The organism is Mesorhizobium sp. WSM4871 (genome assembly GCF_055811295.1).
The window spans coordinates 30,875-53,956 of the sequence record NZ_JBVVPU010000008.1; the positions used below are offsets into that span (position 1 = coordinate 30,875).

Annotated in this window: 26 protein-coding genes; 16 read left to right on the forward strand and 10 right to left on the reverse strand. The window is 65.3% G+C overall.

What is annotated here, in order from left to right; translation table 11 throughout:
• Positions 1–144: 144 nt before the first annotated feature.
• Both AC0L2H_RS17290 and AC0L2H_RS17295 read left to right on the forward strand, forming a co-directional pair.
• Complete coding sequence (locus tag AC0L2H_RS17290; protein ID WP_473591331.1) at positions 145–282, forward strand: hypothetical protein; 138 nt, start codon at positions 145–147, stop codon at positions 280–282.
• Between the two features lie 189 nt (positions 283–471).
• The gene (locus AC0L2H_RS17295; RefSeq protein WP_473591332.1) at positions 472–927 is read left to right on the forward strand and encodes a thiol-disulfide oxidoreductase DCC family protein; all 456 of its coding nucleotides are present in this window, start codon (positions 472–474) and stop codon (positions 925–927) included.
• A 75-nt stretch (positions 928–1,002) separates the two neighbouring features.
• On the opposite strand, the gene AC0L2H_RS17300 is transcribed toward AC0L2H_RS17295, so the two are convergent.
• The 3 genes from AC0L2H_RS17300 to AC0L2H_RS17310 form a co-directional block, all read right to left on the reverse strand.
• Positions 1,003–1,386, reverse strand: coding sequence for a DUF1850 domain-containing protein (locus AC0L2H_RS17300; protein ID WP_473591333.1), 384 nt, complete (start codon positions 1,384–1,386; stop codon positions 1,003–1,005).
• Positions 1,383–3,479: a TRAP transporter permease gene (locus AC0L2H_RS17305; RefSeq protein WP_473591334.1), complete on the reverse strand. Its 2,097-nt coding sequence runs from the start codon at positions 3,477–3,479 to the stop codon at positions 1,383–1,385. Before AC0L2H_RS17305 ends, AC0L2H_RS17300 begins: the two co-directional genes overlap by 4 nt.
• A gap of 185 nt (positions 3,480–3,664) precedes the next feature.
• A complete protein-coding gene (locus AC0L2H_RS17310; protein WP_473591335.1) occupies positions 3,665–4,624 on the reverse strand; it encodes a TAXI family TRAP transporter solute-binding subunit in 960 nt (319 codons plus the stop codon).
• 255 nt (positions 4,625–4,879) lie between these two features.
• On the opposite strand from AC0L2H_RS17310, the gene AC0L2H_RS17315 reads away from it, so the two are divergent.
• Together AC0L2H_RS17315 and AC0L2H_RS17320 are read left to right on the forward strand one after the other, a co-directional pair.
• Positions 4,880–5,248 (forward strand): YciI family protein, encoded by a 369-nt coding sequence (locus tag AC0L2H_RS17315; protein WP_473591336.1) that lies wholly within the window; start codon positions 4,880–4,882, stop codon positions 5,246–5,248.
• A gap of 7 nt (positions 5,249–5,255) precedes the next feature.
• On the forward strand, positions 5,256–6,503 hold the full coding sequence (locus AC0L2H_RS17320; protein WP_473591337.1) for an RNA polymerase sigma factor: 1,248 nt from the start codon (positions 5,256–5,258) through the stop codon (positions 6,501–6,503).
• Between the two features lie 15 nt (positions 6,504–6,518).
• Here the strand turns inward: AC0L2H_RS17320 and cysK are convergent, their stop codons facing one another.
• The 5 genes from cysK to hrcA form a co-directional block, all read right to left on the reverse strand.
• Complete coding sequence (gene cysK, locus AC0L2H_RS17325) at positions 6,519–7,499, reverse strand: cysteine synthase A (RefSeq protein ID WP_107651827.1); 981 nt, start codon at positions 7,497–7,499, stop codon at positions 6,519–6,521.
• Positions 7,500–7,828: 329 nt separating this feature from the next.
• Entirely contained in the window at positions 7,829–8,446 is a 618-nt protein-coding gene (locus tag AC0L2H_RS17330) for a LysE family translocator (RefSeq protein ID WP_473591338.1), read from the reverse strand.
• A gap of 82 nt (positions 8,447–8,528) precedes the next feature.
• Positions 8,529–9,881, reverse strand: coding sequence for a PQQ-dependent sugar dehydrogenase (locus tag AC0L2H_RS17335; protein WP_473591339.1), 1,353 nt, complete (start codon positions 9,879–9,881; stop codon positions 8,529–8,531).
• Positions 9,882–10,018: 137 nt separating this feature from the next.
• A complete protein-coding gene (locus AC0L2H_RS17340) occupies positions 10,019–10,216 on the reverse strand; it encodes a hypothetical protein (protein WP_097576568.1) in 198 nt (65 codons plus the stop codon).
• Positions 10,217–10,227: 11 nt separating this feature from the next.
• The gene (gene hrcA / locus AC0L2H_RS17345) at positions 10,228–11,325 is read right to left on the reverse strand and encodes a heat-inducible transcriptional repressor HrcA (protein WP_473591340.1); all 1,098 of its coding nucleotides are present in this window, start codon (positions 11,323–11,325) and stop codon (positions 10,228–10,230) included.
• A 157-nt stretch (positions 11,326–11,482) separates the two neighbouring features.
• Here hrcA and rph point away from each other — a divergent pair, with 157 nt between their 5' ends.
• The 5 genes from rph (at position 11,483) to AC0L2H_RS17370 (ending at position 15,258) form a co-directional block, all read left to right on the forward strand.
• Complete coding sequence (gene rph, locus AC0L2H_RS17350; protein ID WP_473591341.1) at positions 11,483–12,199, forward strand: ribonuclease PH; 717 nt, start codon at positions 11,483–11,485, stop codon at positions 12,197–12,199.
• Between the two features lie 183 nt (positions 12,200–12,382).
• The gene (locus AC0L2H_RS17355) at positions 12,383–12,793 is read left to right on the forward strand and encodes a VOC family protein (RefSeq protein WP_473591342.1); all 411 of its coding nucleotides are present in this window, start codon (positions 12,383–12,385) and stop codon (positions 12,791–12,793) included.
• A complete protein-coding gene (gene rdgB, locus AC0L2H_RS17360) occupies positions 12,793–13,440 on the forward strand; it encodes an RdgB/HAM1 family non-canonical purine NTP pyrophosphatase (protein ID WP_473591343.1) in 648 nt (215 codons plus the stop codon). Before AC0L2H_RS17355 ends, rdgB begins: the two co-directional genes overlap by 1 nt.
• A complete protein-coding gene (gene hemW / locus AC0L2H_RS17365) occupies positions 13,437–14,600 on the forward strand; it encodes a radical SAM family heme chaperone HemW (RefSeq protein WP_473591344.1) in 1,164 nt (387 codons plus the stop codon). Before rdgB ends, hemW begins: the two co-directional genes overlap by 4 nt.
• A gap of 388 nt (positions 14,601–14,988) precedes the next feature.
• Positions 14,989–15,258 carry an EamA family transporter gene (locus tag AC0L2H_RS17370; protein ID WP_473591345.1) on the forward strand — a complete coding sequence of 90 codons (270 nt, stop codon included), beginning with the start codon at positions 14,989–14,991 and terminating at the stop codon, positions 15,256–15,258.
• Between the two features lie 73 nt (positions 15,259–15,331).
• Here the strand turns inward: AC0L2H_RS17370 and AC0L2H_RS17375 are convergent, their stop codons facing one another.
• Positions 15,332–15,523: a hypothetical protein gene (locus AC0L2H_RS17375; protein ID WP_473591346.1), complete on the reverse strand. Its 192-nt coding sequence runs from the start codon at positions 15,521–15,523 to the stop codon at positions 15,332–15,334.
• A gap of 156 nt (positions 15,524–15,679) precedes the next feature.
• Here AC0L2H_RS17375 and rsmI point away from each other — a divergent pair, with 156 nt between their 5' ends.
• Both rsmI and AC0L2H_RS17385 read left to right on the forward strand, forming a co-directional pair.
• Complete coding sequence (gene rsmI, locus AC0L2H_RS17380) at positions 15,680–16,606, forward strand: 16S rRNA (cytidine(1402)-2'-O)-methyltransferase (RefSeq protein WP_473591347.1); 927 nt, start codon at positions 15,680–15,682, stop codon at positions 16,604–16,606.
• Positions 16,599–16,976 (forward strand): YraN family protein, encoded by a 378-nt coding sequence (locus tag AC0L2H_RS17385; protein ID WP_473591348.1) that lies wholly within the window; start codon positions 16,599–16,601, stop codon positions 16,974–16,976. Before rsmI ends, AC0L2H_RS17385 begins: the two co-directional genes overlap by 8 nt.
• Positions 16,977–17,004: 28 nt before the next feature.
• Here the strand turns inward: AC0L2H_RS17385 and AC0L2H_RS17390 are convergent, their stop codons facing one another.
• Positions 17,005–17,811 carry an undecaprenyl-diphosphate phosphatase gene (locus AC0L2H_RS17390; RefSeq protein ID WP_473591349.1) on the reverse strand — a complete coding sequence of 269 codons (807 nt, stop codon included), beginning with the start codon at positions 17,809–17,811 and terminating at the stop codon, positions 17,005–17,007.
• 174 nt (positions 17,812–17,985) lie between these two features.
• Between AC0L2H_RS17390 and AC0L2H_RS17395 the strand changes: the two genes are divergently transcribed.
• The 5 genes from AC0L2H_RS17395 to AC0L2H_RS17415 all read left to right on the forward strand — a co-directional run bounded on the left by AC0L2H_RS17395 (position 17,986) and on the right by AC0L2H_RS17415 (position 22,948).
• Positions 17,986–18,678: a glutathione S-transferase family protein gene (locus AC0L2H_RS17395; protein ID WP_473591350.1), complete on the forward strand. Its 693-nt coding sequence runs from the start codon at positions 17,986–17,988 to the stop codon at positions 18,676–18,678.
• Positions 18,659–19,813 (forward strand): tRNA epoxyqueuosine(34) reductase QueG, encoded by a 1,155-nt coding sequence (gene queG, locus AC0L2H_RS17400; RefSeq protein ID WP_473591351.1) that lies wholly within the window; start codon positions 18,659–18,661, stop codon positions 19,811–19,813. Before AC0L2H_RS17395 ends, queG begins: the two co-directional genes overlap by 20 nt.
• Complete coding sequence (locus AC0L2H_RS17405; protein WP_473591352.1) at positions 19,810–20,709, forward strand: SDR family oxidoreductase; 900 nt, start codon at positions 19,810–19,812, stop codon at positions 20,707–20,709. The genes queG and AC0L2H_RS17405 overlap by 4 nt, the downstream gene beginning before the upstream one ends.
• A gap of 59 nt (positions 20,710–20,768) precedes the next feature.
• Positions 20,769–21,842 carry a penicillin-insensitive murein endopeptidase gene (gene mepA, locus AC0L2H_RS17410; protein ID WP_473591612.1) on the forward strand — a complete coding sequence of 358 codons (1,074 nt, stop codon included), beginning with the start codon at positions 20,769–20,771 and terminating at the stop codon, positions 21,840–21,842.
• 86 nt (positions 21,843–21,928) lie between these two features.
• Positions 21,929–22,948, forward strand: coding sequence for a glucokinase (locus tag AC0L2H_RS17415; protein WP_473591353.1), 1,020 nt, complete (start codon positions 21,929–21,931; stop codon positions 22,946–22,948).
• Positions 22,949–23,082 lie beyond the last annotated feature (134 nt).

Genomic DNA, 23,082 nt, shown 5'->3' on the forward strand with positions numbered 1-23,082 from the left:
AGACCCCGAATCAGCCGCATTCCAGCCACGAACCAAGGCATTTCGGACTAAAAATTAACATCACGTTCACCGACTATTCACGCCTCGACGCTATGATGCCCGCATTCGGAAGGGACATCCGAAACAGGGACAGGGACAGGTAAAATGAACTTCTTGACGCAGCTTATCGGCTACGCCGCCGCCATCCGCGAATTCGTCGCGCCGACCTATCGGCCGGAGCGCTATTACATGCGCGGCCCCGGCCCGGCTTGCGCCCGTCGCGGCAACTCGCTCGGCATTTAGCGTTCACCGATGATGACCCTCGAAAGCCGTCATGACAGCCGGATCTGCAAGCCGGCCGTGAACCATCGCGCAACCACCTACCGCGTCGAGCGCCCCGCGCTGGCCGACAGACGGCGCGCGACAACGCCAGGACTTTAACGACGCCATCGGCTGGCTTAGTGTCGTGAGACGCCAGCAGCCGGGGCCAACATGACCGACCTGCCCGAACCGACACCTGCTTTCCCACCACCATCCCTAGAATTAGAGGCTAACCCGCCGCTGATCGTTTTCGACGGCGTCTGCGTGCTTTGCTCAGGCTTCGTGCGCGTGGTGGTCGGGCTCGACCGCAAGCGCCGTTTCCGTTTCGCCACGGCGCAGTCGCCGTTCGGCGAGGCGCTGTTCAGGAAATATGGATTGCGGACCGACAGCTACGAGACAAACCTCGTGCTCATCGATGGCGCCGCCTTCACGCGGCTGGAGAGTTTCGTTGCCGTCATGGCCGAACTGGGCTGGCCGTGGCGGGCGGCGAGAGTGTTGCTCATCCTGCCGCGGCCGCTACGCAACTGGCTCTACGATCGCATCGCCAAAAACCGCTATGCCCTGTTCGGCCGGAAGGACAGTTGCGAGATCCCTTCGGCCGAGCTGAGAGGGCGGCTGATCGGCTGACGTCCGATCCATGCAGGGCTTCCATCAGGCCCGACATGGCGGGCGGACGGTAACCGCAGCCGGAACGATCGTTCGCTATCGCGGCTGGCTCGAACCGTCCGCAGCGCAGGGCTCCAGCACGATCGTGTCGCCGGCCGCCTTGCCCAACTCGCGACAGCCCTGAACCGTGCACAGTGTCCAGCCTTCGTCGGTCGCGCCGGAAGCGGCGAGCACGATACGGGGCTGGATGCCAACCTTTGGCACATAGGTCCACCAGCCGTCTCTCAGCACCGCGCCTTCCGGCGGCTCCATGCCGGCGCCCGATCCCTTGACCCGCGCCTCGACGACCTCCAGGCCGGACGGCAGCACGCTCCAGTCCTCCTGCCAGCGCGTCCTTTCCACCGAATGCGTCCAGGACAGGGTGAAGGCGGCGACAGAAAGCGTCACCGTCTTGCCTGCGGCCAGGATGCAGAGGCTCACGCAGCACCGCCGACGGATGCCTGCCGCGCGCGCCAACAATGCCAGCCGATCCATATGACAGCGAGCGCCCAGCCGACCTCGTCGGTGAGCGGCAGCGCCGCGACCAGCAGCACACCGGCGGCGAAGGCGACCAGGCGTTCCCACAAGGCCATGCGCCGGGCGAGAAAGCCGACGGCGGCGGCGCCCCACAGCACGATGCCCATGCAGGCCTTGACGACGATATAGGCGACCTCGACGGGATAGCCGAACTGAGCGGCGAGCGGGCCGGCGTCCTGCAGCATCAGCGCCGGGGTGTAGACCGCCATGAACGGCACGACGAAGCCGGCGATGGCAAGCTTGGTCGCCTGGATGCCGATCTTGAGGCCGCTCTCCTTGGCCATGGGTGCGGCGGCAAAGGCGGCCAGCGCCACCGGCGGGGTGAGGTCGGCCATGATGCCGAAATAGAAGACGAACATGTGGCTGACTATCAGCGGCACGTCGAGTGCCAGCAGCGCAGGACCGGCCAACGACGAGGTGATGATGTAATTGGGGATGGTCGGGATGCCCATGCCGAGCACCAGGCAGGTGAGCATGGTCAACAGCAGCGACAGGAACAGATTGTTCTCGCCGATCGAGATGATCCAGCCGATGAAGGTCGACGCGATGCCGGTGAGCGTCAGCGTGCCGATGACGACGCCGACGATGGCGCAGGCGATGCCGACCGGCAGCGCGTTCTTTGCGCCTTCGGCAAGCGAGTCGATGCAGATCCGCAGCGTCTCGCGTCCGCCCTTGAACGTAAAGCAGGCGGCGATGAGCGCAACGATCACCACAGCGAGAATGTTGACGCCGAACTTCGTGAACGAGGCGGCGGCAAGCCCGAGCGCCAGCCAGAAGACGATGCGGAAGGCAAGCGGGCCGATCAGTGCCGCCAGCGGCGTACCGAGGATCAGCACGATGGTCAGCGCCAGGCCCATGGTGCCGGCGAAGATCGGCGTGTAGCCGGCGAACAACAGATAGATCAGCGCCGCCAGCGGCAGCACCAGCGGCCAGTGTTGTCTCACCGCGTCCCATGGATTGGGCAGGTCGGCCTTGGCCATGCCGTGCAGGCCGGCCTTGCCGGCCTCCAGATGCACCTGCCAGAAACAGGCGCCGAAATAGAGCAGCGCCGGGATGATCGCCGCCTTGACCACTTCGGCATAGGGGATGTTCAGCGTCTCGGCCATGATGAAGGCGACCGCGCCCATCACCGGCGGCATGATCTGGCCGCCCATCGAGGAGGTGGCCTCGACTGCGCCGGCGAAAGCCGGGCGGAAGCCGAAGCGCTTCATCAAAGGAATAGTGAACTGGCCGCTGGCCACCACATTGGCGACGCCGGAACCTGAGATGGTGCCCATCAGCGCCGAGGAAAGCACGCAGACCTGCGCCGGGCCACCACGCCACGAGCCGACCAGGCCAAGGGCGAAATCGTTGAACAGCGCGATCATGCCGGCGCGTTCGAGAAAGGCGGCGAAGACGACGAAGATGAAGATATAGGCGGCCGAGACATAGATCGGCGTGCCGTAAATGCCTTCGGTGCCAAAGGCGAAGGTGTCGACGAGCTGGGCGAAGTCATAGCCGCGATGGATGAAGGGCGCCGGCAAATGATTGCCGACGAAGCAATAGGCGAGGAAGATGAAGGCGATGACCGCCAGCGGCAGCCCCATCAGCCGGCGCGCCGCCTCAAAGACCAGCACCACCAGCAGCGTGCCGACGATCAGGTCCGGCGTGGTGAGGAAGCCCGAGCGGCGGATCAGGTCGGTGTAAAACACCCAATTGTAGAGGCCGGTGCCGAAGCCGAGCACGCCAAGCGTCCAGAACGCAGCTTTCGCCGGCACGCTTTTGGCGCGCAGATTGGCGATCAGGGCAAAGCCGAGCAGCAGCAGGAAGCCGACATGCATGGCGCGCACCACCTGGCTCGGAATGCTGCCATAGGCGGCGATGTAGATCTGGAAGACGGAAAAGGCGATGGCGATGAGGAAGGCCGCCTTGCCGGCAGCGCCTTCGCCGAAGCCCGGCGGCAGGCCTTCGACAGGGACATCGGCGGCAGGGGAAAGAACGGTCGGGGTAACGGTCATAGGGGCTCCTGGCGGGGGCGCTCCCTCCCCCTCGAGGGGAGGGTGCCGAGCGAAGCGAGGCGGGTGGGGTCGCTTCAACTGCCTCGACCTTTGACTGAGAAAGTTGGAGCGCGTCGCCGAGGACCCCACCCGTCCATCCGCCTTCGGCGGCTGGCCACCCTCCCCTCAAGGGGGAGGGGGACGGCCTACTTGATGAGCCCTTTTTCCTTGTAATACCGCTCGGCGCCCGGATGCAGCGGCACCGGCATGCCGTCGAGCGCCTTGGCCGGGTCGATCGCCTTGGCGGCTGCGTGGGCCGCAGTGAGCTGGTCGAGGTGCTCGAACATCAGCTTGGTCATCTGGTAGGCAGTCTCGTCGGAGACATCGGCGCGGGTGATGAGGAAATTGCCGACGGCGGCGGTCGCCACATCCTCGTCCTGGCCCTCATAAGTGCCCTTGGGGATGACCACCGACAGATAGGGCGAACCGATCTTGGCGACATCCTCGGCTGGCACGGCAACGACGTTGATCGGCAGCGAGGTGGCAAGGTCGCGGATCGAGGCGACGCCGAGGCCGGCCGATTGCAGCGTGGCGTCGAGCTGGCGGTTCTTGATCAGCTCGACCGATTCGGCGAAGGGCAGATATTCGACCCGGCCGAGATCCTCGTATTTCAACCCGGCGGCGGCGAAGATGGCGCGGGCGTTGAGCTCGGTGCCGGAGGCCGGCGCGCCGACCGACAGGCTCTTGCCCCTGAGGTCGGCGAGCGTCTTGATGCCGGACTCCTTGCTGGCGACGATCTGGATGTAGTTGGGATAGATGGCGGCGATGCCGCGCAATTTGTCGAGCTTGCCGGGGTAACCGGCCTCGGTGTTGCCCTCGGCCGCCAGCTTGACCGAATCGCCAAGCGCAAAGGCGATCTCGCCCTTGCCCTGCTGCAGCAGATTGAGGTTTTCGACCGAGGCCTTCGTCGCCTGCACCTGGGTGCGGGCGCCTCCGATGCCCTTGCCGTAGATTTCCGACAGCGCGACGCCGAGCGGATAATAGACGCCGGAGGTGCCGCCGGTCAGCACACTGATGAATTCCTGCGCCTTGGCGGACATAGCGCCGAGGCCCAGCGACAGCGCGACGGCGCCGGCGGCGACAAGTTTCGTCCTGAAATTGAGCATCATATCCTCCCTGAAATAGTGGTCGCCGCACCGCCTCCCAGCGCGCGCCGAGGCGAGTTTAGACAGCGGCCGGGAAATGCCAACCCGCAATTGCATGCATTAGACCAACGGTTAAGGAACGTCGCGAGAGATGCCGTCTTGCGTAGGACGGTTTCGGGGCCGAAAGATTTTTGCAGCGCCTGTCGAAATCGGGCGCGGCCGCACGACATTGGTTCGGCCGGCAATGACGCGGCCTCCGAAAAACGGGAGAAGACCATGCGATACATGCTTTTGATCTACGCGAACGAAGCCGCGATGGCGGCAGCGCCGACCGAGAAGACCTACGAGATCAGCGCGGCCTATGGCGCCTATACCGAGGCGTTGAAGAAATCCGGAGCGTGGCTGGCCGGCGACCGGCTGAAGCCGACCCAGGCCGCCACCGCGGTTCGCATGGCCGACGGCAAGACCAATGTGCTCGACGGCCCCTATGCCGACACCAAGGAGCAGCTCGCCGGCTTCTACATGATAGAGGCTGAGGACGCCGATGCAGCAATCGCCTGGGCGGCTCGCTGCCCGGGCGCCAGCGCCGGCACGATCGAGGTGCGGCCGATCTGGGAAATGACCGAGTATCCGTCCGCGAAGTGACCATGTGATGGACAGTCGCCCGGAGATCGCGCGGGCGGCGGCCGAGGCGGCCGCCCGGCAGAGTTACGGCAAGCTTGTTGCCTTCCTCGCCGCCCGCACGCGCGACGTGGCCGGCGTGGAGGATGCGCTGGCGGACGCCTTCGCGGCGGCGCTCGAACGCTGGCCGCAAACCGGCGTGCCGGAGAAACCGCAAGCCTGGCTGCTTGCGGTGGCGCGTCGACGTCGGGTCGACGCGGTCAGACGGCGGCTGACCGGCGAGGCGGCGCGAGACCACCTCAGGCTGATCGCCGAGGAGATGGAGGCGCGCATGACCGAAGAGGACCTGCCCGATGAGCGGCTCAGGCTGATGTTTGCCTGCGCCCATCCGGCGATCGAGGCCGGCGTGCGCGCGCCGCTGATCCTGCAGACCATTCTCGGCTTTGATGCCGCCACCATCGCCTCGGCCTTTCTGGTCTCTCCGGCGACGATGGGCCAGCGCCTGGTGCGTGCCAAGACCCGCATCCGCGAAACCGGCATTCCCTTCCGTGTGCCTGAAAGAGTCGAGCTCGGCGAGCGGCTGGATGCGGTGCTGGAGGCGATCTACGCGACCTTTGCCGAGGGCTGGTCCGATCCCGCCGGCACCGAAACGCAGCGCCGAAACCTGGCGACAGAAGGCATCTGGCTCGGCCGGCTGGTCGCCTCGCTGATGCCGGACGAGCCGGAAGCGCTCGGCCTGCTGGCACTGATGCTGTTTGCCGAGGCGCGGCGGGCGGCCCGGCGTAATGCCGCTGGAGACTATGTGCCACTGGCCGAGCAGGATTTGTTACTCTGGGACGGCGTTCTGATCGATGAAGCCGAAACGCTGCTCCGGCGCGCCGCGAGCATGGGCATGGTCGGCCGTTACCAGCTCGAAGCGGCTGTGCAATCCGCCCATGCGGCGCGACGGCTGACCGATCGCACCGACTGGCTGGCGATCCGCGAACTCTACGACGCGTTGCTTTCGATCGCAGGCTCGCCGGTGGTGTCGGTCAACCGCGCGGTGGCGATTGCCGAGGCCGACGGTGCGGCGGCGGGATTGGCAGCCCTCTACGTGGTGGGTGACGACAAGCGGCTTGCCGACTACCAGCCTTATTGGGCCGCCCGCGCCGGACTGCTGGCCAGGCTCGGCGAAAAACGGCGAGCAGTCGAAGCCTATGACCGGGCGATCGGGCTGGAGCGCGACCCGGCGGTGCGGCGCTTTCTGCAGGGGAAACGGGCTGCGCTGGGCGAGAACTGACGCAGGCCGGGGGGCCTACGCCCCCAGCCCTTCGAACAGGATCGTCGACAGATAGCGTTCGGCGAAGGACGGGATGACGACCACCAGGGTCTTGCCCTTGTTCTCCGGCCGCGAGCCGACGACGATCGCCGCCTGCAGGGCGGCGCCCGACGAGATGCCGACCGGCACGCCTTCGAGGCGGGCGACGAGGCGGGCATTGGCGACCGAATCCTCGTTCGAGACCTTGACGATCTCGTCATAGATCGTGGTGTCGAGGATCTTGGGCGCAAAGCCGGCGCCGATGCCCTGGATCTTGTGCGGACCGGGCTGGCCGCCCGACAGCACCGGCGAGGCTTCCGGCTCGACGGCGACGACATGCACCGTGGGCTTGCGCTTCTTCAACACCTGGCCGACACCGGTGATCGTGCCGCCGGTGCCGATGCCGGCGACGAAGATGTCGACCTCGCCATGGGTGTCGTTCCAGATTTCCTCTGCCGTGGTCTGGCGGTGGATTTCGGGATTGGCGGGATTCTCGAATTGCTGCGGGATGACCGCGTCGGGCAAGGTCGCGGCCAGCTCGTCGGCCTTGGCGATGGCGCCCTTCATGCCCTTCGGGCCTTCGGTCAGCACCAGCTCGGCGCCGAGCAGCGCCAGCATCTTGCGGCGTTCGACCGACATCGTCTCCGGCATGGTCAGGATCAGCTTGTAGCCCTTGGCGGCGGCGGCGAAGGCGAGCGCGATGCCGGTATTGCCGGAGGTCGGCTCGATCAGCGTGGTGCGGCCGGGCGCGATCTTGCCCGAGGCCTCCAGCGCCTCGATCATGGCGACGCCGATGCGATCCTTGACCGAGGCGATCGGGTTGAAGAATTCGAGCTTGGCGAGCAGGTTGGCGACGACGCCCTTTTCCCTGGCGAATTTGTCGAGCCGCACCAGCGGCGTGTCCCCGATCGTCTCGGTGATCGAATTGAAGACGCGGCCGCGGCCGGGCACGCGGGCGGGGGTGACGGGCTTGTTCATTGGTTTCGCTCCCAGATCAGGCAATTGGCATCAGCCGACAGAATAGGACTTTCAACCGCGCAAGATAGGCTGCGGCTCGAAAATATCCGAGTGGGGCGCTTGCTGAAAACAGCTGCGCCCCGGAATACCATTTCCGGGATCGGAGCTCATTGGGAATGGTTTGGCGGAATAGGAGCTGATTGCGCACCAAGGTGTATTGAGATTCAGGTCAGGCCGAGCCGAAAATGGTGACTTCCGAGAACCGGAGCGGAGCGTACTTTTTGTACGTGAGCACCGGAAGCGCAGGATGCCGCTATTTGCAGGCCGGCATCACCTGAATATCGATGCACCTACTGGCGGGCGGCGATCGCCGCGGCAGCCCCGACCATGAAGCCGGCGGCGGTGCGGTTCAGGGCTTTAAGCGCCCGCGGCGACTTCAGGAACCAGCGCGCCTTGGCCGCCAGCGCCAGATAGGGCACCAGCACCACCAGAAGGACGACCACGGTGATCGTGACCAGGATGCCGTAGTCGGCCAGCGTAATGGTCTTCAGATCGACGATGGTCGGGGTGATGGCGAGGTAGAAGATCATCGTCTTCGGATTGCCGAGGGTGACGGCAAGGCCGGCGACGAAGCTCGATACCAGCCCGCCCTTGCCCTTCCTGGCTTCAACCGTTTCGGGCGTGATGCCGCTCGTCCAGAACCGCCAGCCGAGGAAGGCAAGATAGGCAACGCCGAACCATTTGATCGCCAGGAACACCATGCCGAAGGTCTGCGCGACAAAAGCGAGGCCGAGCACCACGGCGGTGAGATAGATAAGATCGGCGAGCATCAGCCCGAACGACATCGCCAGCGAAGAGCGGAAGCCGGAGCCGAGCGCACGCGCCACCAGCGCGGTGACGCCAGGACCGGGAATGGCGGCGGCGATACCGAGGGCAGCACTGTAGGCGAGGAATCCTGCAAGGGTCATGGTCAGCCTTGTCGCACAAAGGTGGGCTGGCGTGAATTCGCTGACGGCCGGATTCGATTGCACCAGCGGTGCAAACCGCCGGTCAGGACCGGTGGGCGTCGTAAGTCACGCGCCAGATGGTGCCGTTGCCGTCCTCGGTGACGATCAACGCGCCGTCTTTGGCCACCGCGACACCGACCGGGCGGCCCCAGACTTCGTCGTCGGAGACAACGAAGCCGGTCATGAAATCCTCATACTCGCCGGTCGGCTTGCCATCCCTGAACTTCAGCCGGACGACCTTGTAGCCGGTCCTGACGCCGCGGTTCCACGAACCGTGCAAGGCTACGAAAGCATCCCCCTCATAGTCGGATGGGAAGCCCTTGCCGTCATAAAAGACGATGTTGAGCGGCGCCGAATGCGCCTGCATCAGCACGTCGGGAACGATGGTTTTGTCGGCAAGGTCGGGCCGCTCGCCCTTGCGGCGCGGATCCTCGTTGTTGCCGATATAGTACCAGGGCCAGCCGTAGAAGCCGCCTTCCCGGACGGTCGTTGCAAATTCGAACGGCACATTGTCGCCCAGCGAGTCGCGCTCGTTGACGACGCACCACAAGGCGCCCGTCGCCGGCTGGATGGTCATGCCCGCGCAGTTGCGCAGGCCGGTGGCCACGACCCGCCTGTTCTTGCCGTCCGGATCGAAGGCCAGCACATCGGCGCGGCCATCCTCCATGCCCCAGGCCGCGCCCAGCGGCTTCGACTTCACCCAGGCGTCGAGGCCGCCTTCCGGTTCCTTCCCCATGCCCTCCTCGCCCACATTCGAGTAGGAGCCGACCGAGAAATAGAGCGTCTTGCCGTCCTGCGAGAAGGCAATGTCGCGGGTCCAATGGCTCTTCCTGGGAATGTTATCGACGATGGTCTCCGGGTCACCCCGGGCTTTCAGGTCACCATTGCGATAGGCAAAGCGCACGACGCCGTTGCTGTTGGCGATATAGACCCACTGCGGATTGTCGCCCGGGGGATAAAAGGCAATGCCATAGGGCCGGGTGAGATTATTGGCGAAGATCGCCGTCTCGGCGGGTCGCGCGCTGCCTTCGGCGAGGCGATAGAGGCGTATCTGGTTGTCATTGCTGTTGGCCACGAACAGGTCGCCGTTCGGGGCAACGCGGACAACACGCGGATTGATGATGCCGGAGGCGATCATTTCCGCCGAAAAGCCCGGCGGCAGGATCGGCTTGGCTTCTTCAGGCCGCTGCGCCACGCCGGGGCTGTTCGAGGCGGATTCGGTAATGAATGGCGCCTGCAGATCCTCAGGCCGGATCAGGCGGCGCACCCCCGGCCGGTCGGCGTGCCAGTCGCCGAAGGCAGCTTCGCCCTTCAGCAGCGGCTCAGCCGCCTGCTGAGCAAAAGCGGCTGTCGCGACAAGCAGGACGGCGCCCAAAAGACCGGCAAATCGGATCATCCTGCCTCCAGCGTCAACTTCCCTTCATGCATGTCGTCATCGCAGAACCGCCGCACACTTTGCGCGACATGCAACTTTTGCGCGACATGCATTAGAACGAGGAACGGGCAGAAGCCGTTCCGCGCTTGACCCTTGCCTCACATCCCCGCGGCGTAAAAATCATCGTCAAGGCGCTTTTCCAGCGTGACGAGGTCATCCGGCAATGGCAGGCCCATGGCGCGCATTTCCCTCAGCTTTTCGCGCAGCTGCTCCTGGATCTCATGCTGGTCCTCGGGCTGATTGACCATTTCTTCCAGCAACAGGCTGATCTGGGCCTTGAATGATTCCAGCGCCATTGTTCTTCTCCTTACCGCAGCATCCGGGAAATAAGCTGGGCCGTATAGTCGACCATCGGTACTATGCGCGCATAGTTCAGCCGGGTCGGGCCGATCACGCCAAGCGCACCGATGACGCGAGCGTCCTTGTCGCGATAGGGCGCCACCACCAGCGACGAGCCCGACAGCGAAAACAGCTTGTTTTCCGAGCCGATGAAGATGCGAACGCCCGGCCCGTCCTCGGCGAGGTCTAGCAGCTGGATCAGCCCGTCCTGCGTTTCCAGGTCCTCGAACAGATGCCTGAGCAGTTCGATGTCGGCCTGGGCGGTGACGTTTTCCAGGAGATTGGCGCGGCCGCGCACGATGAGCCGCGCCGGCAGGCCGCTTTCGGCGCCGGCCCAAACCGCCAGGCCCTTCTCGACCAAATCCTGCGACAACGTGTCGAGGGCGGCTCTCGTCTCTTCCTTGATGCGGGCGATCTCGATGCGTGCCTCGGCCAGCGTGCGGCCGCGGATATGGGCGTTGAGGAAGTTCGACGCCTCATGCAATTGCGAGACGGTGATGCCGGCGGGCAGGTCGACGACGCGATTTTCGACGTCGCCGTTCTGCGAGACCAGCACGGCCAGCGCCTTGGTCGGCTCGAGCTGGATGAATTCGATATGTTTCAGCGCCACTTCGTTCTTGGCGGCGAGCACCAGGCCGGCGCCGCGCGACATGCCGGACAGCATCTGGCTGGCTTCGGTGAGCATATGCTCCAGCGTCGCGCCCGAGCCGGAAGCCCGCACCTGCGCCTCGATGATGCGGCGCTCCTCGTCGGAAAGGTCGCCAAGCTCCATGAAGGCGTCGACGAAGAAGCGCAGGCCGGCCTGCGTCGGCAACCGGCCGGCCGAGATATGCGGCGCGTAAATCAGTCCGAGATGCTCGAGGTCGCTCATCACGTTGCGGATGGTGGCCGGCGACAGTGACGACGGCAGGATCCGCGACAGGCTGCGCGAGCCAACCGGTTCGCCGTCCCTGAGATAGGAATCGACAATGCGCCGGAAAATATCGCGCGAGCGCATATCAAGCGATTGGAGTGCTGGCGACTGAAGCACGGGAGACTGGGACGCGGGATCGACTGCCTTGGTCATTCGGGCCAAAAACCTCCGATATCAAGGATATAGAGTTCGGCGGTGTCAGCGCAACCCGGTTGCTTCAGCGAGACCCGGTCCATTTTCCTTTGCGCCCTGCGCGCCGTGCGGTTACAAGCCGGCCACGATTCCAGAAATAACAAGAAAGAAGCCCCGAATGCGCCCTTCCAAACGCCAACCCGACGAAATGCGCGCGATCTCCTTCGAGCGCGGCGTTTCCAAGCATGCGGAAGGCTCATGCCTGGTGAAATTCGGCGACACGCATGTTTTGTGCACGGCCAGCCTTGAGGAGAAGGTGCCGGGCTGGATGCGCAATTCCGGCAAGGGCTGGGTGACGGCCGAGTATGGCATGCTGCCGCGTTCGACCGGCGAGCGCATGCGCCGCGAGGCCTCCGCCGGCAAGCAGGGCGGGCGCACGCTGGAAATCCAGCGGCTGATCGGCCGTTCGCTGCGCGCCGTGGTCGATCTGCAGGCGCTGGGCGAGCAGCAGATCACCGTCGACTGCGACGTGATCCAGGCCGATGGCGGCACGCGCACCGCCTCGATAACCGGCGGTTGGGTGGCGCTGTACGACTGCCTGCGCTGGATGGAAGCTCGACAGATGGCCAGCGTCGCCAAGGTGCTGAAGGACCATGTCGCGGCGATCTCCTGCGGCATTCATGACGGCCAGCCGGTGATCGACCTCGATTATATCGAGGATTCCTCGGCCGGCACCGACGCCAATTTCGTCATGACCGGCAAGGGCGGCATCGTCGAGATCCAGGGCACGGCCGAGGGCGAGCCTTTCTCGGAAGAGCAGTTCGCGGCGCTGATGGGCCTGGCCAAGAAAGGCATCCAGCGTCTGGTCAGCTTGCAGCAGATGGCCGTGGTGTAGGCTTTCAATGCCGAGCCTGGACACCCCCCTCTGGCCTGCCGGCCATCTTCCCCGCAAGGGGGGAGATCGGGTGTCATCGCGGCTTTCGCCAATCTCCAACGTTGCAAAGCGGGCGCTAGCCTCGAAGCCGCTGATCTCCCCCCTTGCGGGGAAGATGGCTGGCAGGCCAGAGGGGGGTGCCTCGTGACGCCCTCTGCAATCCTGGAATCTGCCCTCTACGTCACCGACCTTGCCGACGCCGAATCCTTCTATCGCGATGTGCTCGGCCTCGATCTGCTGGGCAAGATCGACGGCCGCCATCTCTTCTTCCGCTGCGGATCCGGTGTGCTGCTGATCTTCAATGCCGAGGCGACGAAAGTGCCGCCGGCGCCCGACGCCAGGCTGAAAGTGCCGCCGCACGGCACGGTCGGTGAAGGCCACCTCTGCTTTGCCGCAAGCGCGGACGAGATCGTGCGCTGGAAGGCACATCTGGAGCGCAAGAAAATCGCCATCGAAAGCGAGTTCGAATGGCCGCAAGGCGGGCGCTCCATCTATATTCGCGATCCCTCCGGCAATTCGATCGAATTCGCCGAACCGAGAATCTGGGGCATCTGATGCATGCGCTGAACGGACAGAAAATCGTCGTCGCCAGCCACAATGAAGGCAAGCTGCGCGAATTCGCCGACCTGATGGCGCCCTTCGGTTTCGAAGCGAAGTCGGCAAAGGAGTTTGGCCTGCCGGAACCGGACGAGACCGGCACCACCTTTGAGGAGAACGCCTATATCAAGGCTTTTGCCGCCGCCCAGGCGACCGGCCTGCCAGCCTTGTCGGACGATTCCGGCCTGTGCGTCGACGCGCTTGACGGCGCGCCCGGCGTCTACACCGCCAATTGGGCCGAAACCCCGGATGGTTCGCGCGACTTCGGCATGGCCATGCAGCGCACCGAGGTGGCGCTGCAGGACGTCGGCGCGGTCGACCCGGCACAGCGCAAGGGCCGCTTCGTCGCCGTCATCTGCCTGGCCTTCCCCGATGGTGCGGCCGAATATTTCCGGGGCGAGGTCGAGGGCACGCTGGTGTGGCCGCCGCGCGGCGAGCTTGGCTTCGGCTACGACCCGGTGTTCTTGCCGAACGGTTTTGAGAAGACCTTCGGCGAGATGAGCGCCGCGGAAAAACATGGCTGGAAGCCCGGCCAGCCGGAGGCGCTTTCGCACCGTGCCCGCGCCTTCCAGAAATTCGCGCAAGCCCGGCTTGGTTCGGCATGACCATGCTGCTCGACCGCAGCCCCGGCTTCGGCGTCTACGTCCACTGGCCGTTCTGCGCGGCCAAGTGCCCTTATTGCGACTTCAACAGCCATGTCCGCCACCAGCCGGTCGACCAGGAGCGTTTCGCACGCGCCTTCGAGACCGAGTTGGCGACAATGCGCGCCCGCACCGGGCCGCGCGAGGTGACCAGCATCTTTCTCGGCGGCGGCACGCCATCGCTGATGAAGCCGCAAACCGTGGCGACGGTGCTGGACGCGGTGGCGAGGCACTGGACGGTGCCCGACGGCATAGAGGTGACGCTGGAAGCCAACCCTTCATCGGTCGAAGCCGAGCGCTTTCGCGGCTATCGCGCGGCGGGCGTCAATCGGGTGTCGCTCGGCGTGCAGGCGCTGAACGACAAGGATTTGCGCTTCCTTGGCCGCTTGCACAATGTCGAGGAAGCGCTGCATGCGATCGGGCTGGCCAGAGAGATATTCCCGCGCCTCTCCTTCGACCTGATCTACGCGCGGCCCGGCCAGACGCCAGAGGCCTGGCAGGCCGAGCTCGAGCAGGCGATCGGCCATGCAGCCGACCATCTGTCGCTCTACCAGCTGACCATCGAGGAAGGCACGCCGTTCCACGCACTGCATGCGGCGAAGAAATTCACCATTCCCGACAATGACCACGCCGCCGACCTCTATGCGTTGACGCAGGAGATCACTTCGGCGCACAGCCTGCCGGCCTACGAGATTTCCAATCACGCCAGGCCAGGCGCGGAAAGCCGGCACAATCTGACCTATTGGCGCTATGGCGAATATGTCGGCGTCGGTCCCGGCGCGCATGGCCGCTTCGTCGAGAACGGCCGCCGCACCGTCACGATCGCGGAGAGAATGCCGGAGACCTGGGCCAATCTGGTCGAGGCCAAGGGCCATGGCGTCACCGGCGGCGAGACCCTGACGCGTTCGGAAGAGGCCGACGAGTTCCTGCTGATGGGGCTGCGGCTCGCCGAGGGCATCGATCTCACCCGCTACGAGGCGTTTTCCGGTCGCGGCCTGTCGAGCGCAAGACTGTCTATGCTGCAGGGCGAAGGACTGGTGGCGCCGATCGGCAATTCCCGCCTGCGCGCCACGCCGGCCGGCATGATCGTGCTCGACGCCGTGGTGGCGGATCTGGCGCGGTAAGCAAGCAGGCCACGCTCCTCGCCGAGGCTCATCGCCCCTTCGTCATCCTTGGGCGGAGCGACGCGAAGCGGAGCGCAGACCCGAGGATCCATGCCGTGACGTGTGCGAAGAGGTCCTACGGTCCAGAACGAAGATGGGCTCTTTCTGCTGCTTGTCTTGCCATGGATTGCGACTTCTCCACCCGAAGTATTGCACATTCTGCACCGCAGCGGCGCTCACATGTCACTGCATGGATCCTTGGGTCTTCGCGACGTCGCTTCGCTCCTGCTCCGCCCAAGGATGACGAAGGTGGGGATGCCGTACCCAATCTTCGAGCCCGAGAATTGAGCTTCTGGAGACGCGGGTTTCACGGTATCTCGGTTGAGGGGCCACTTGCGAGGGCATGCCAATGAACCTGACCGTTTCCTCCTGGCAGTTGTGGGCGCTGGTGTCGGCGACCTTCGCCGCGCTGACGGCGATCTTCGCCAAGGTCGGCATCGAGACCATCAACGCGCTGAAACTCGGCAATGCGGCGCAGGCGGCGCCGATCGACAAGCTAAGCGTCGTGCTTGTGGCGGTGTTTGGCGCGATCTTTCTCGGCAAGCGACTGTCCGGCGCGAACTGGCTTGGCGTCGGACTTATCGCGGCGGGCGCGGTGCTGGTCGCCTATCGGGTGTGATGGAACGCCCTGCCGGGCGCTTTTCGTTTCAAGACGGGTGATGAAGATGTCGAAGCGATTGGGCATCGTCCGGTCAGTGCTCCGTCGTGCTGTCGGTTTCGGTCCTGGCGTCAGCCAAGAGGCGGCGCAAGAGCCGTTTGCCGGCTTCCCTGCTGTCGGCAGCGTTCGCGACTTCGGCAGGCACGCTCTTGTCCTTCAGCTGCGCAAAGCGCTTGCGGCCGGCATAATAGGGTTCGAAAACGTCCTGTATCTTCAGACTGTCCATCCTGCTCCTCCCAAGCGATCAAGGATTAATCCGTCGAGAGCGGTTTCGTTCCCTACTGTGGCGAAGGCATGGCGCGCCCTTGACATCTGCGTGGCTTTTGCAACCGGGCGCCAGCCGTGCCAAACAGGCCCAGATGCAAGCGGCTGGAGGGCAGCGGTGACCGGCGACAAACGCAGCTATGTGATCGGGCAGACCGAACTGGCGGCCCGGCCGCTTGCGCCGGCGCTCTATCTGGTGGCGACGCCGATCGGCAATCTGGCCGACATCACACTGCGGGCGCTGGAGACGCTGGCCGCCGCCGATATCGTCGCCTGCGAGGACACGCGCGTCAGCCGCGTGCTGCTCGACCGCTACGGCATTCGCCGCCGCACCACGGCCTATCACGAGCACAATGCCGGCGAGGCCGGGCCGAAGCTGATCGCGGCGCTCGAGGCCGGGCAGAGCGTGGCGTTGATCTCGGATGCCGGCACGCCGCTGATTTCCGATCCCGGCTACCGGCTGGTCGGCGAGGCGCTGGACCGCGGCATCCGCGTGGTGCCGATTCCCGGTCCGTCGGCGCCGCTTGCCGCGCTGACGGCGTCCGGCCTGCCTTCCGACGCCTTCCTGTTCGCGGGCTTCCTGCCGGTGAAAATGGGCCAACGGCTGACGCGGCTCGAGGCGCTGAAAAGCGTGCCGGCGACGCTGATCTTCTTCGAATCGCCGCGCCGGCTGGCCAAGACGCTTCTTGCCATGGTCGAGGCGCTGGGCGGCGGACGCCAAGCGGCGATCGGCCGCGAGCTGACCAAGACGTTTGAGGAAATGCGAACCGGCACCTTGCAGTCGCTCGCCGAGCACTACGCGGCGGCCGACACGCCGAAGGGCGAAATCGTCATCTGCGTTGGCCCCACTGAGGCCAAGGCCGACGAACCGGCCGATATCGACCGGCTGCTGCTTTCGCTTGCCGCCGAGATGCCGGCTTCGAAAGCGGCGGCGGAGGCGGCAAAGATGACCGGCGGCCAGAAGCAGGCGCTTTATCGGCGGCTGCTCCAGCTGAAGGACAGCAAAGAGGAAGGGGACGTCCCCGGGAAGGACGGCGATGGCTGAGCGCCCGCTCGCCAGCCGCCGACAAGCCTATCGGCGCGGCCATCGCGGCGAATGGCTGGCGTCGGCGGCGCTGATGCTGAAGGGCTATCGGATCCTGGCCCGCCGCCACCGCACGCGGTTCGGCGAGATCGACCTGATCGCGCGGCGCGGCGACCTGGTGCTGTTCGTCGAGGTCAAGGCGCGCCGCACGCTGATGGAAGCGATGGAGGCCGTTCGCTACGATTCGGAGCGCCGCATCGAAAGCGCGGCCGACCTCTGGCTGTCGCGCCAGCCGGACTATGGCAGGCTGTCGATGCGCTTCGACATGGTGGCGGTGCTGCCCTGGCGCTGGCCGGTGCATGTCGAGAATGCGTTTTACGGGCGCAATTGAGCGCTCGACCCTCCTCTTAATGGGGAGGTCACCCCCAGATCATCAACGCCACAAGCCCGACGCCGCCGACGACCAGCCGCCACCAGCCGAACAGCGAATAGCCGTGGCGTGAGACGTATTCGAGCAGGAAGCGCACGACGATCAGCGCGGTGACGAAGGCGGCGATGAAGCCGACGGCGATGATCGGCAGGTCGGCGCTGCTCAGCACGTTGCGGTTCTTGTACAGATCGAAGGCGAAGGCGCCGACCATCGTCGGTATGGCGAGGAAGAAGGAGAATTCCGCCGCCGCCCGCTTGTCGACGCCCAAAAGCAGCGCGCCGACGATGGTCGAGCCGGAGCGCGACGTGCCTGGGATCAGCGACAGGCACTGGAACAGGCCGATCTGCAGATAAAGCCTGGTCGGAAACCGCTCGACGTCGCGGTAGACCGGCTTGAGCTTCATGCGGTCCACCAGGAGCAGGACCACGCCACCGATGATCAGCATGACGCAGATCAGCCTCGGCGATTCGAACAGGATCGTCTTGATGAAATCATGCGCCAGCGCGCCGATAATGGCCGCCGGCAGGAAGGCGATGAGGATGCCAAGGACGAAATGGCGCGTCAGCCGGTCGTGTGGCAAATCGAGCAGCATCTTCCACAAGCGGCGAAAATAGACGCTGAGGATCGCCAGTATGGCGCCGAGCTGGATCAGGATCTCGAAGGCCTTGCCGGTTGAGTGAAAGCCGAGAAAATGGCCGGCAAGCAGGATATGGCCGGTGGAGGAGACAGGAATGAACTCGGTCAGCCCCTCCAGCAGGCCGAGCAGCAGCGCTTCGACGATGGTCTGGCTTTCCATGGCAACCTCGGGATTCGAGAGAGAGCTTGAAGGAACGGCTTGCGAAAGGGCTTGCTTGTCACGGCGCGGAACTCCCCCTATAGGTCGCAGCACCCTGACAGCCCGCTGAATCGGGCGGCCAAGACTTACCGGCGCAGCCGGCGATTTGCCAGTGCGCTCTATTATCGCGGGACCATGCTGACGCTTTTTCACCACCCGATGTTCGCCGCCTGCCGGTTCGTGCGCCTCGCTTTCGGCGAGTATGGCGAGGAACTGGCGCTGATCGAGGAAAAGCCGTGGACGCGGCGCAAGGAGTTTTTGGCGCTGAATCCGGCCGGAACCTTGCCGATCCTGCTGGCCGAAGGCGACGTGCCGATCGTCGGCGCCATGGTCATCGCCGAATATCTCGACGAGACGCGCGGCGTGTTGAAGCGCGACAAGCGGCTGTTTGCCGAGGACCCGATGGAGCGCGCCGAAATCCGCCGGCTGACCGACTGGTACCTCAACAAGGCCGAGAGCGAGGTGACAAGGCACCTGGTGCGCGAACGCGTGCTGAAGCCGGTCATGCCTGAGGCGGCGGGCGGCGGCTCGCCCGATTCGGGAGCGATCCGCGCCGCGCGCGCCAATATCCGCCAGCACATGAAATACACCAATTGGCTGGCCGGCACCCGCCACTGGCTGGCCGGCAACAAGGTGACCTATGCCGACCTCGCCGCGGCGGCCGCCCTTTCGGTGCTCGACTATCTCGGCGAGATCGACTGGCGCGAACACAGCGCCGCGCGCGAGTGGTACACACGGGTGAAATCGCGGCCATCGTTCCGGCCGCTTCTGTCCGACAGGGTGCGCGGCCTGTCGCCGGTGTCGCATTATGCGGACCTCGACTTCTAAGAATGAAAACCTGCGCGCGCTGATCGACCGCGAGGCCAAGCGCGCCGGTTTCGACGCCGTTGCCGTCACCACGCCCGACGCCATCCCGCTGGCTCCGGCCCGGCTCGCCGCATTCGTCGCCGACGGTTTTCACGGCTCGATGGACTGGATCGCCGAGACGCTCGGGCGCCGGGGCGATCCGGCGGCGCTGTGGCCCGAGGTTCGCTCGATCGTCGTTCTGGCGATGAATTACGGCCCCGACCAAGACCCGCGCGCGGTGCTCAACAAGCGCGACCGCGGCGCGATCTCGGTCTATGCGCAAAACCGCGACTATCACGAGGTGATGAAAGGCCGGCTGAAGGAGATCGCCGGCAAGATCGTGGCGCGCGCCGGCGGTGACGTCAAAGTGTTCGTGGACACCGCTCCGGTGATGGAAAAGCCGCTGGCCGAAGCCGCCGGCCTCGGCTGGCAAGGCAAGCACACCAATCTGGTCAGCCGCGAACACGGTTCCTGGCTGTTCCTCGGCACCATCTTCACGACGGCCACGCTTGCCCCGGATACAGCGGAGGAAGACCATTGCGGCTCCTGCCGCGCCTGCCTCGACGTCTGTCCGACCGATGCCTTTCCGGCGCCCTACCGGCTCGATGCGCGGCGCTGCATCTCCTATCTCACCATTGAGAACAAGGGGCCGATCCCGCATGAATTCCGCGAAAGGATCGGCAACCGCATCTATGGCTGCGACGACTGCCTGGCCGCCTGCCCGTGGAACAAGTTCGCCCGCGCCGCCTCGGAAGCGAAGCTTGTCGCCCGCGCGGATCTGCGCGAGCCGCCGCTCGTCGAGCTGCTCGGCCTCGACGATGCCGCCTTCCGCGCGTTGTTCACCGGCTCGCCGGTCAAGCGCATCGGCCGCGACCGCTTTGTCCGCAATGTGCTGATCGCGGCCGGCAATTCCGGCAATTCCTCGCTTGCCGGGACTGTCCGCGCGCTGCTTAGCGATGCCTCGCCGCTGGTGCGCGGTGCGGCGGTATGGGCGCTGTCGCGACTTATGCCGGATCGCGAATTGGCAAAATGCGCGGCCGCCGGCTTGAAGACGGAAGCCGACGAAACGGTGCGGAACGAATGGCGACTGGCGCTGGCAATCGAGGCACATGCATGAGCGGCAAGCAGTTCTTCATTTTCGGGGCCGGCTATTCAGGCAAGGCATTTACCCGCGCCAGCAAGGACGCCGGCACGATCTTCGGAACGACCCGTTCGGCGGATAAATTCACAGCGTTGCGTCAGGCCGGCATCGAGCCGCTGCTGTTCGACGGCGCTCTCACGCCTGAAATCGGCAGCGCGTTGAAAAAGACGACCCATCTCGTCGTCTCGGTGGCACCGGACGAGGCCGGCGACCCGGTGCTGAATGCGATGCGCCGGATGATCGTGGCTGACATGCCGGCGCTCGAATGGATCGCCTATCTCTCGACCGTCGGCGTCTATGGCGATTATGGCGGCGCCTGGGTTGACGAAACGGCGGAATGCCGGCCGGTGTCGAAGCGCTCGATCATGCGTGTCGCCGCCGAACAGGAATGGTTGCAACTGGGGCAGGAGATCGGCCGGCCGGTCGCTATCCTGCGGCTTTCCGGCATTTACGGGCCGGGCCGCAATGCGCTGGTCAATCTGGAAAACGGCACGGCACGGCGGCTGGTCAAGCCGGGCCAGGTGTTCAATCGCATCCATTGCGACGACATTGCCGGCGCGCTCTGGCATCTCGCCGGAAGCAGCACCGGCGGCGTCTTCAACGTCACCGACGATCTGCCGGCGCCGCCGCAGGACGTCGTCGCCTATGCGGCCTCCCTTATGGGCATCGAACCGCCGCCCGAAATTCCGTTCGAGACCGCCCAACTTTCGCCCATGGCGCGGTCTTTCTATGGCGAGAACAAGCGCGTCGCCAATATGGCGATCAAGGCAGCCGGGTATCGCTTCCGCTTTCCCGATTATCGTGCCGCCTTCGACCAGATGTGGACAGATGGCGACTGGCGCGAGGGCGCAGCGCGTAGCCCGATGAGGTGATCGAAGCGGGGCGCGCGGCGTGCTATGATAGACTTGAATTCGCGGAGGGGCTGATGAAGATGTTGCAACGCTCATGGACGCCGCTCATGGCGGCAGCGTTCGCCGTCGTGACGGGATTTGCCGCGCAGTCCGCGGCAGCAGAGGAACTGGCGAAAGACCTGTTCGGCGCCAAGCAGCTGCCGGCCGTGGCGGCACCCCAATCCTTCGGCTTCTACTCCAAGGGTTGCTTTGCCGGCGGCGTGGCCATCCCCATGGACGGTCCGCACTGGGAGGTGATGCGGCCTTCGCGCAACCGCCGCTGGGGCCATCCGGTGATGATCGGGCTGATCGAGAAACTGTCGCGCGACGCCGCCGCCGATGGCTGGCCAGGCCTTTTGGTCGGCGACATTTCGCAGCCGCGCGGCGGCCCGATGCTGACCGGCCATGCCTCGCACCAGATCGGCCTCGACGCCGACATCTGGCTGACGCCGATGCCCGACAACAGGCTTTCGACCAATCAGCGCGAGAAGATGAGCGCCACCTTGCTGGTCGACGAAAAGACCCATCTGGTGAAAGAGGCGCTGTGGAAGCCGCAGCATGCGCTGCTCCTGAAGCGGGCGGCGAGCTATCCGGAGGTCGAGCGCATCCTGGTCAATCCCGGCATCAAGAAGAAGCTGTGCGATACGGTGAAGGGCGACCGCGCATGGCTGCGCAAGATCAGGCCGTTCTGGGGGCACGACTATCATTTCCACATCCGCATCGGCTGCCAGCCCGGCTCGCCAGACTGCAAACGGCAGGAGGCGACAGTGCGGGGCGACGGCTGCGACCAGTCGCTGGCCTGGTGGTTCACCGACGAACCGTGGCGCCCCGCCAAGAACCCCGACAGGCCGAAGGCACGCGACGTGATGACGATGGCGAGCCTGCCCCGGGAATGCCGGGCCGTGCTCGACGCGCCTGCTCCGTCCTCGGCCGAAGCTGCGACCGCGCATGGCGACGGCAGGTCGATCGCGGCCGCTGCTGCTGAACCTGCGGTCGCGGCGGCTCCGGAACCGACAATTACAAGCGGAGCTGGCGTACTCCCGGCTTCAGCGAGTGCTTTCGCGGCAACGCCCGAGATCGGCATCCCCCTGCCGCGGCCGCGGCCGGGAAACTGACTCTGAAGCGGCTTTCCCTTTCCGAGGTCATGCGCTAGTCAACGAAGGACGGCGGCAGACTGCCGGGAACCGGGACAGACAAGAGCATGGCAGGCGACGACGACACCGTGTTGCGGTTTCCGATCCTGATCGGCGATATCGGCGGCACCAATGCGCGCTTCTCGATCGTGCTCGACGCGAACTCCGAGGCGGGCGAACCGACCATCGTCCAGACCGCCAGTTTCAACACGATCGACGAGGCGATCCAGGCGGCGGTGCTCGACCGTTCGTCGGTGCGGCCCAACTCCGCCGTGCTGGCGGTGGCCGGCCCGGTCGACAGCGACGAGATCCCGCTCACCAACTGCCCATGGATCGTCAAGCCGAGGCAGATGTTTGCCAATCTCGGCATCGGCGACGTCGTGGTGCTCAATGATTTCGAGGCGCAGGCGCTGGCCGTCGTGGCGCTCGGCGAAGAGCATATGGAGAAGATCGGCGGCGATGCGCCGGAGCCCAATGCCGGACGGGTGGTGCTCGGTCCCGGAACCGGGCTTGGCGTCGCCGGCCTGGTCTATGCGCTGAACCATTGGATACCGGTGCCCGGCGAGGGCGGCCACATGGACATCGGGCCGCGTACGCCGCGAGATTTCGAGGTGTTTCCACATATCGAGAAGCTGGATGGCCGCATCTCGGGCGAGCAGATCCTGTCCGGACGCGGTATCGTCAACGCCTACCGGGCGGTGGCCAGGGCCGACGGCAAGCCGGCGCCTTTCACCAAGCCGGCCGAGGTCACGGCCGCGGCACTGGCGAAGTCGGATCCGGTGTCGGAAGAAGCGCTCGAGATGTTCGTGACCTGCCTCGGGCGCACCGCCGGCGACCTGGCGATGGTGTTCATGAGCCGCGGCGGCGTCTTTCTCACCGGCGGCATCGCGCAGAAGATCCTGCCGGCGCTGAAAGAAGGCAATTTCCGCGCCGCTTTTGAGGACAAGGCGCCGCACAGCGAGCTGATGCGCACCATGCCGGTCTATGTCATCACCCACCCGCTGGCGGCGCTTTCCGGCCTTGCCGCCTATGCCAGGAACCCGTCGCTGTTCGGCGTCCAGACGGCGGGGCGGCGCTGGCGGGTATAGCCTCTTGTTAAGCACGGTCTTTTTGCAAGACCGGGCCCACTTTTGGGGATCATCCTCCGATCCGTGACGAAGTTAGTCATCCCAAGCGGTAGGCAAGCCGCCGCCGGAGCGCTATGAGGGATGCCGAATTGCAG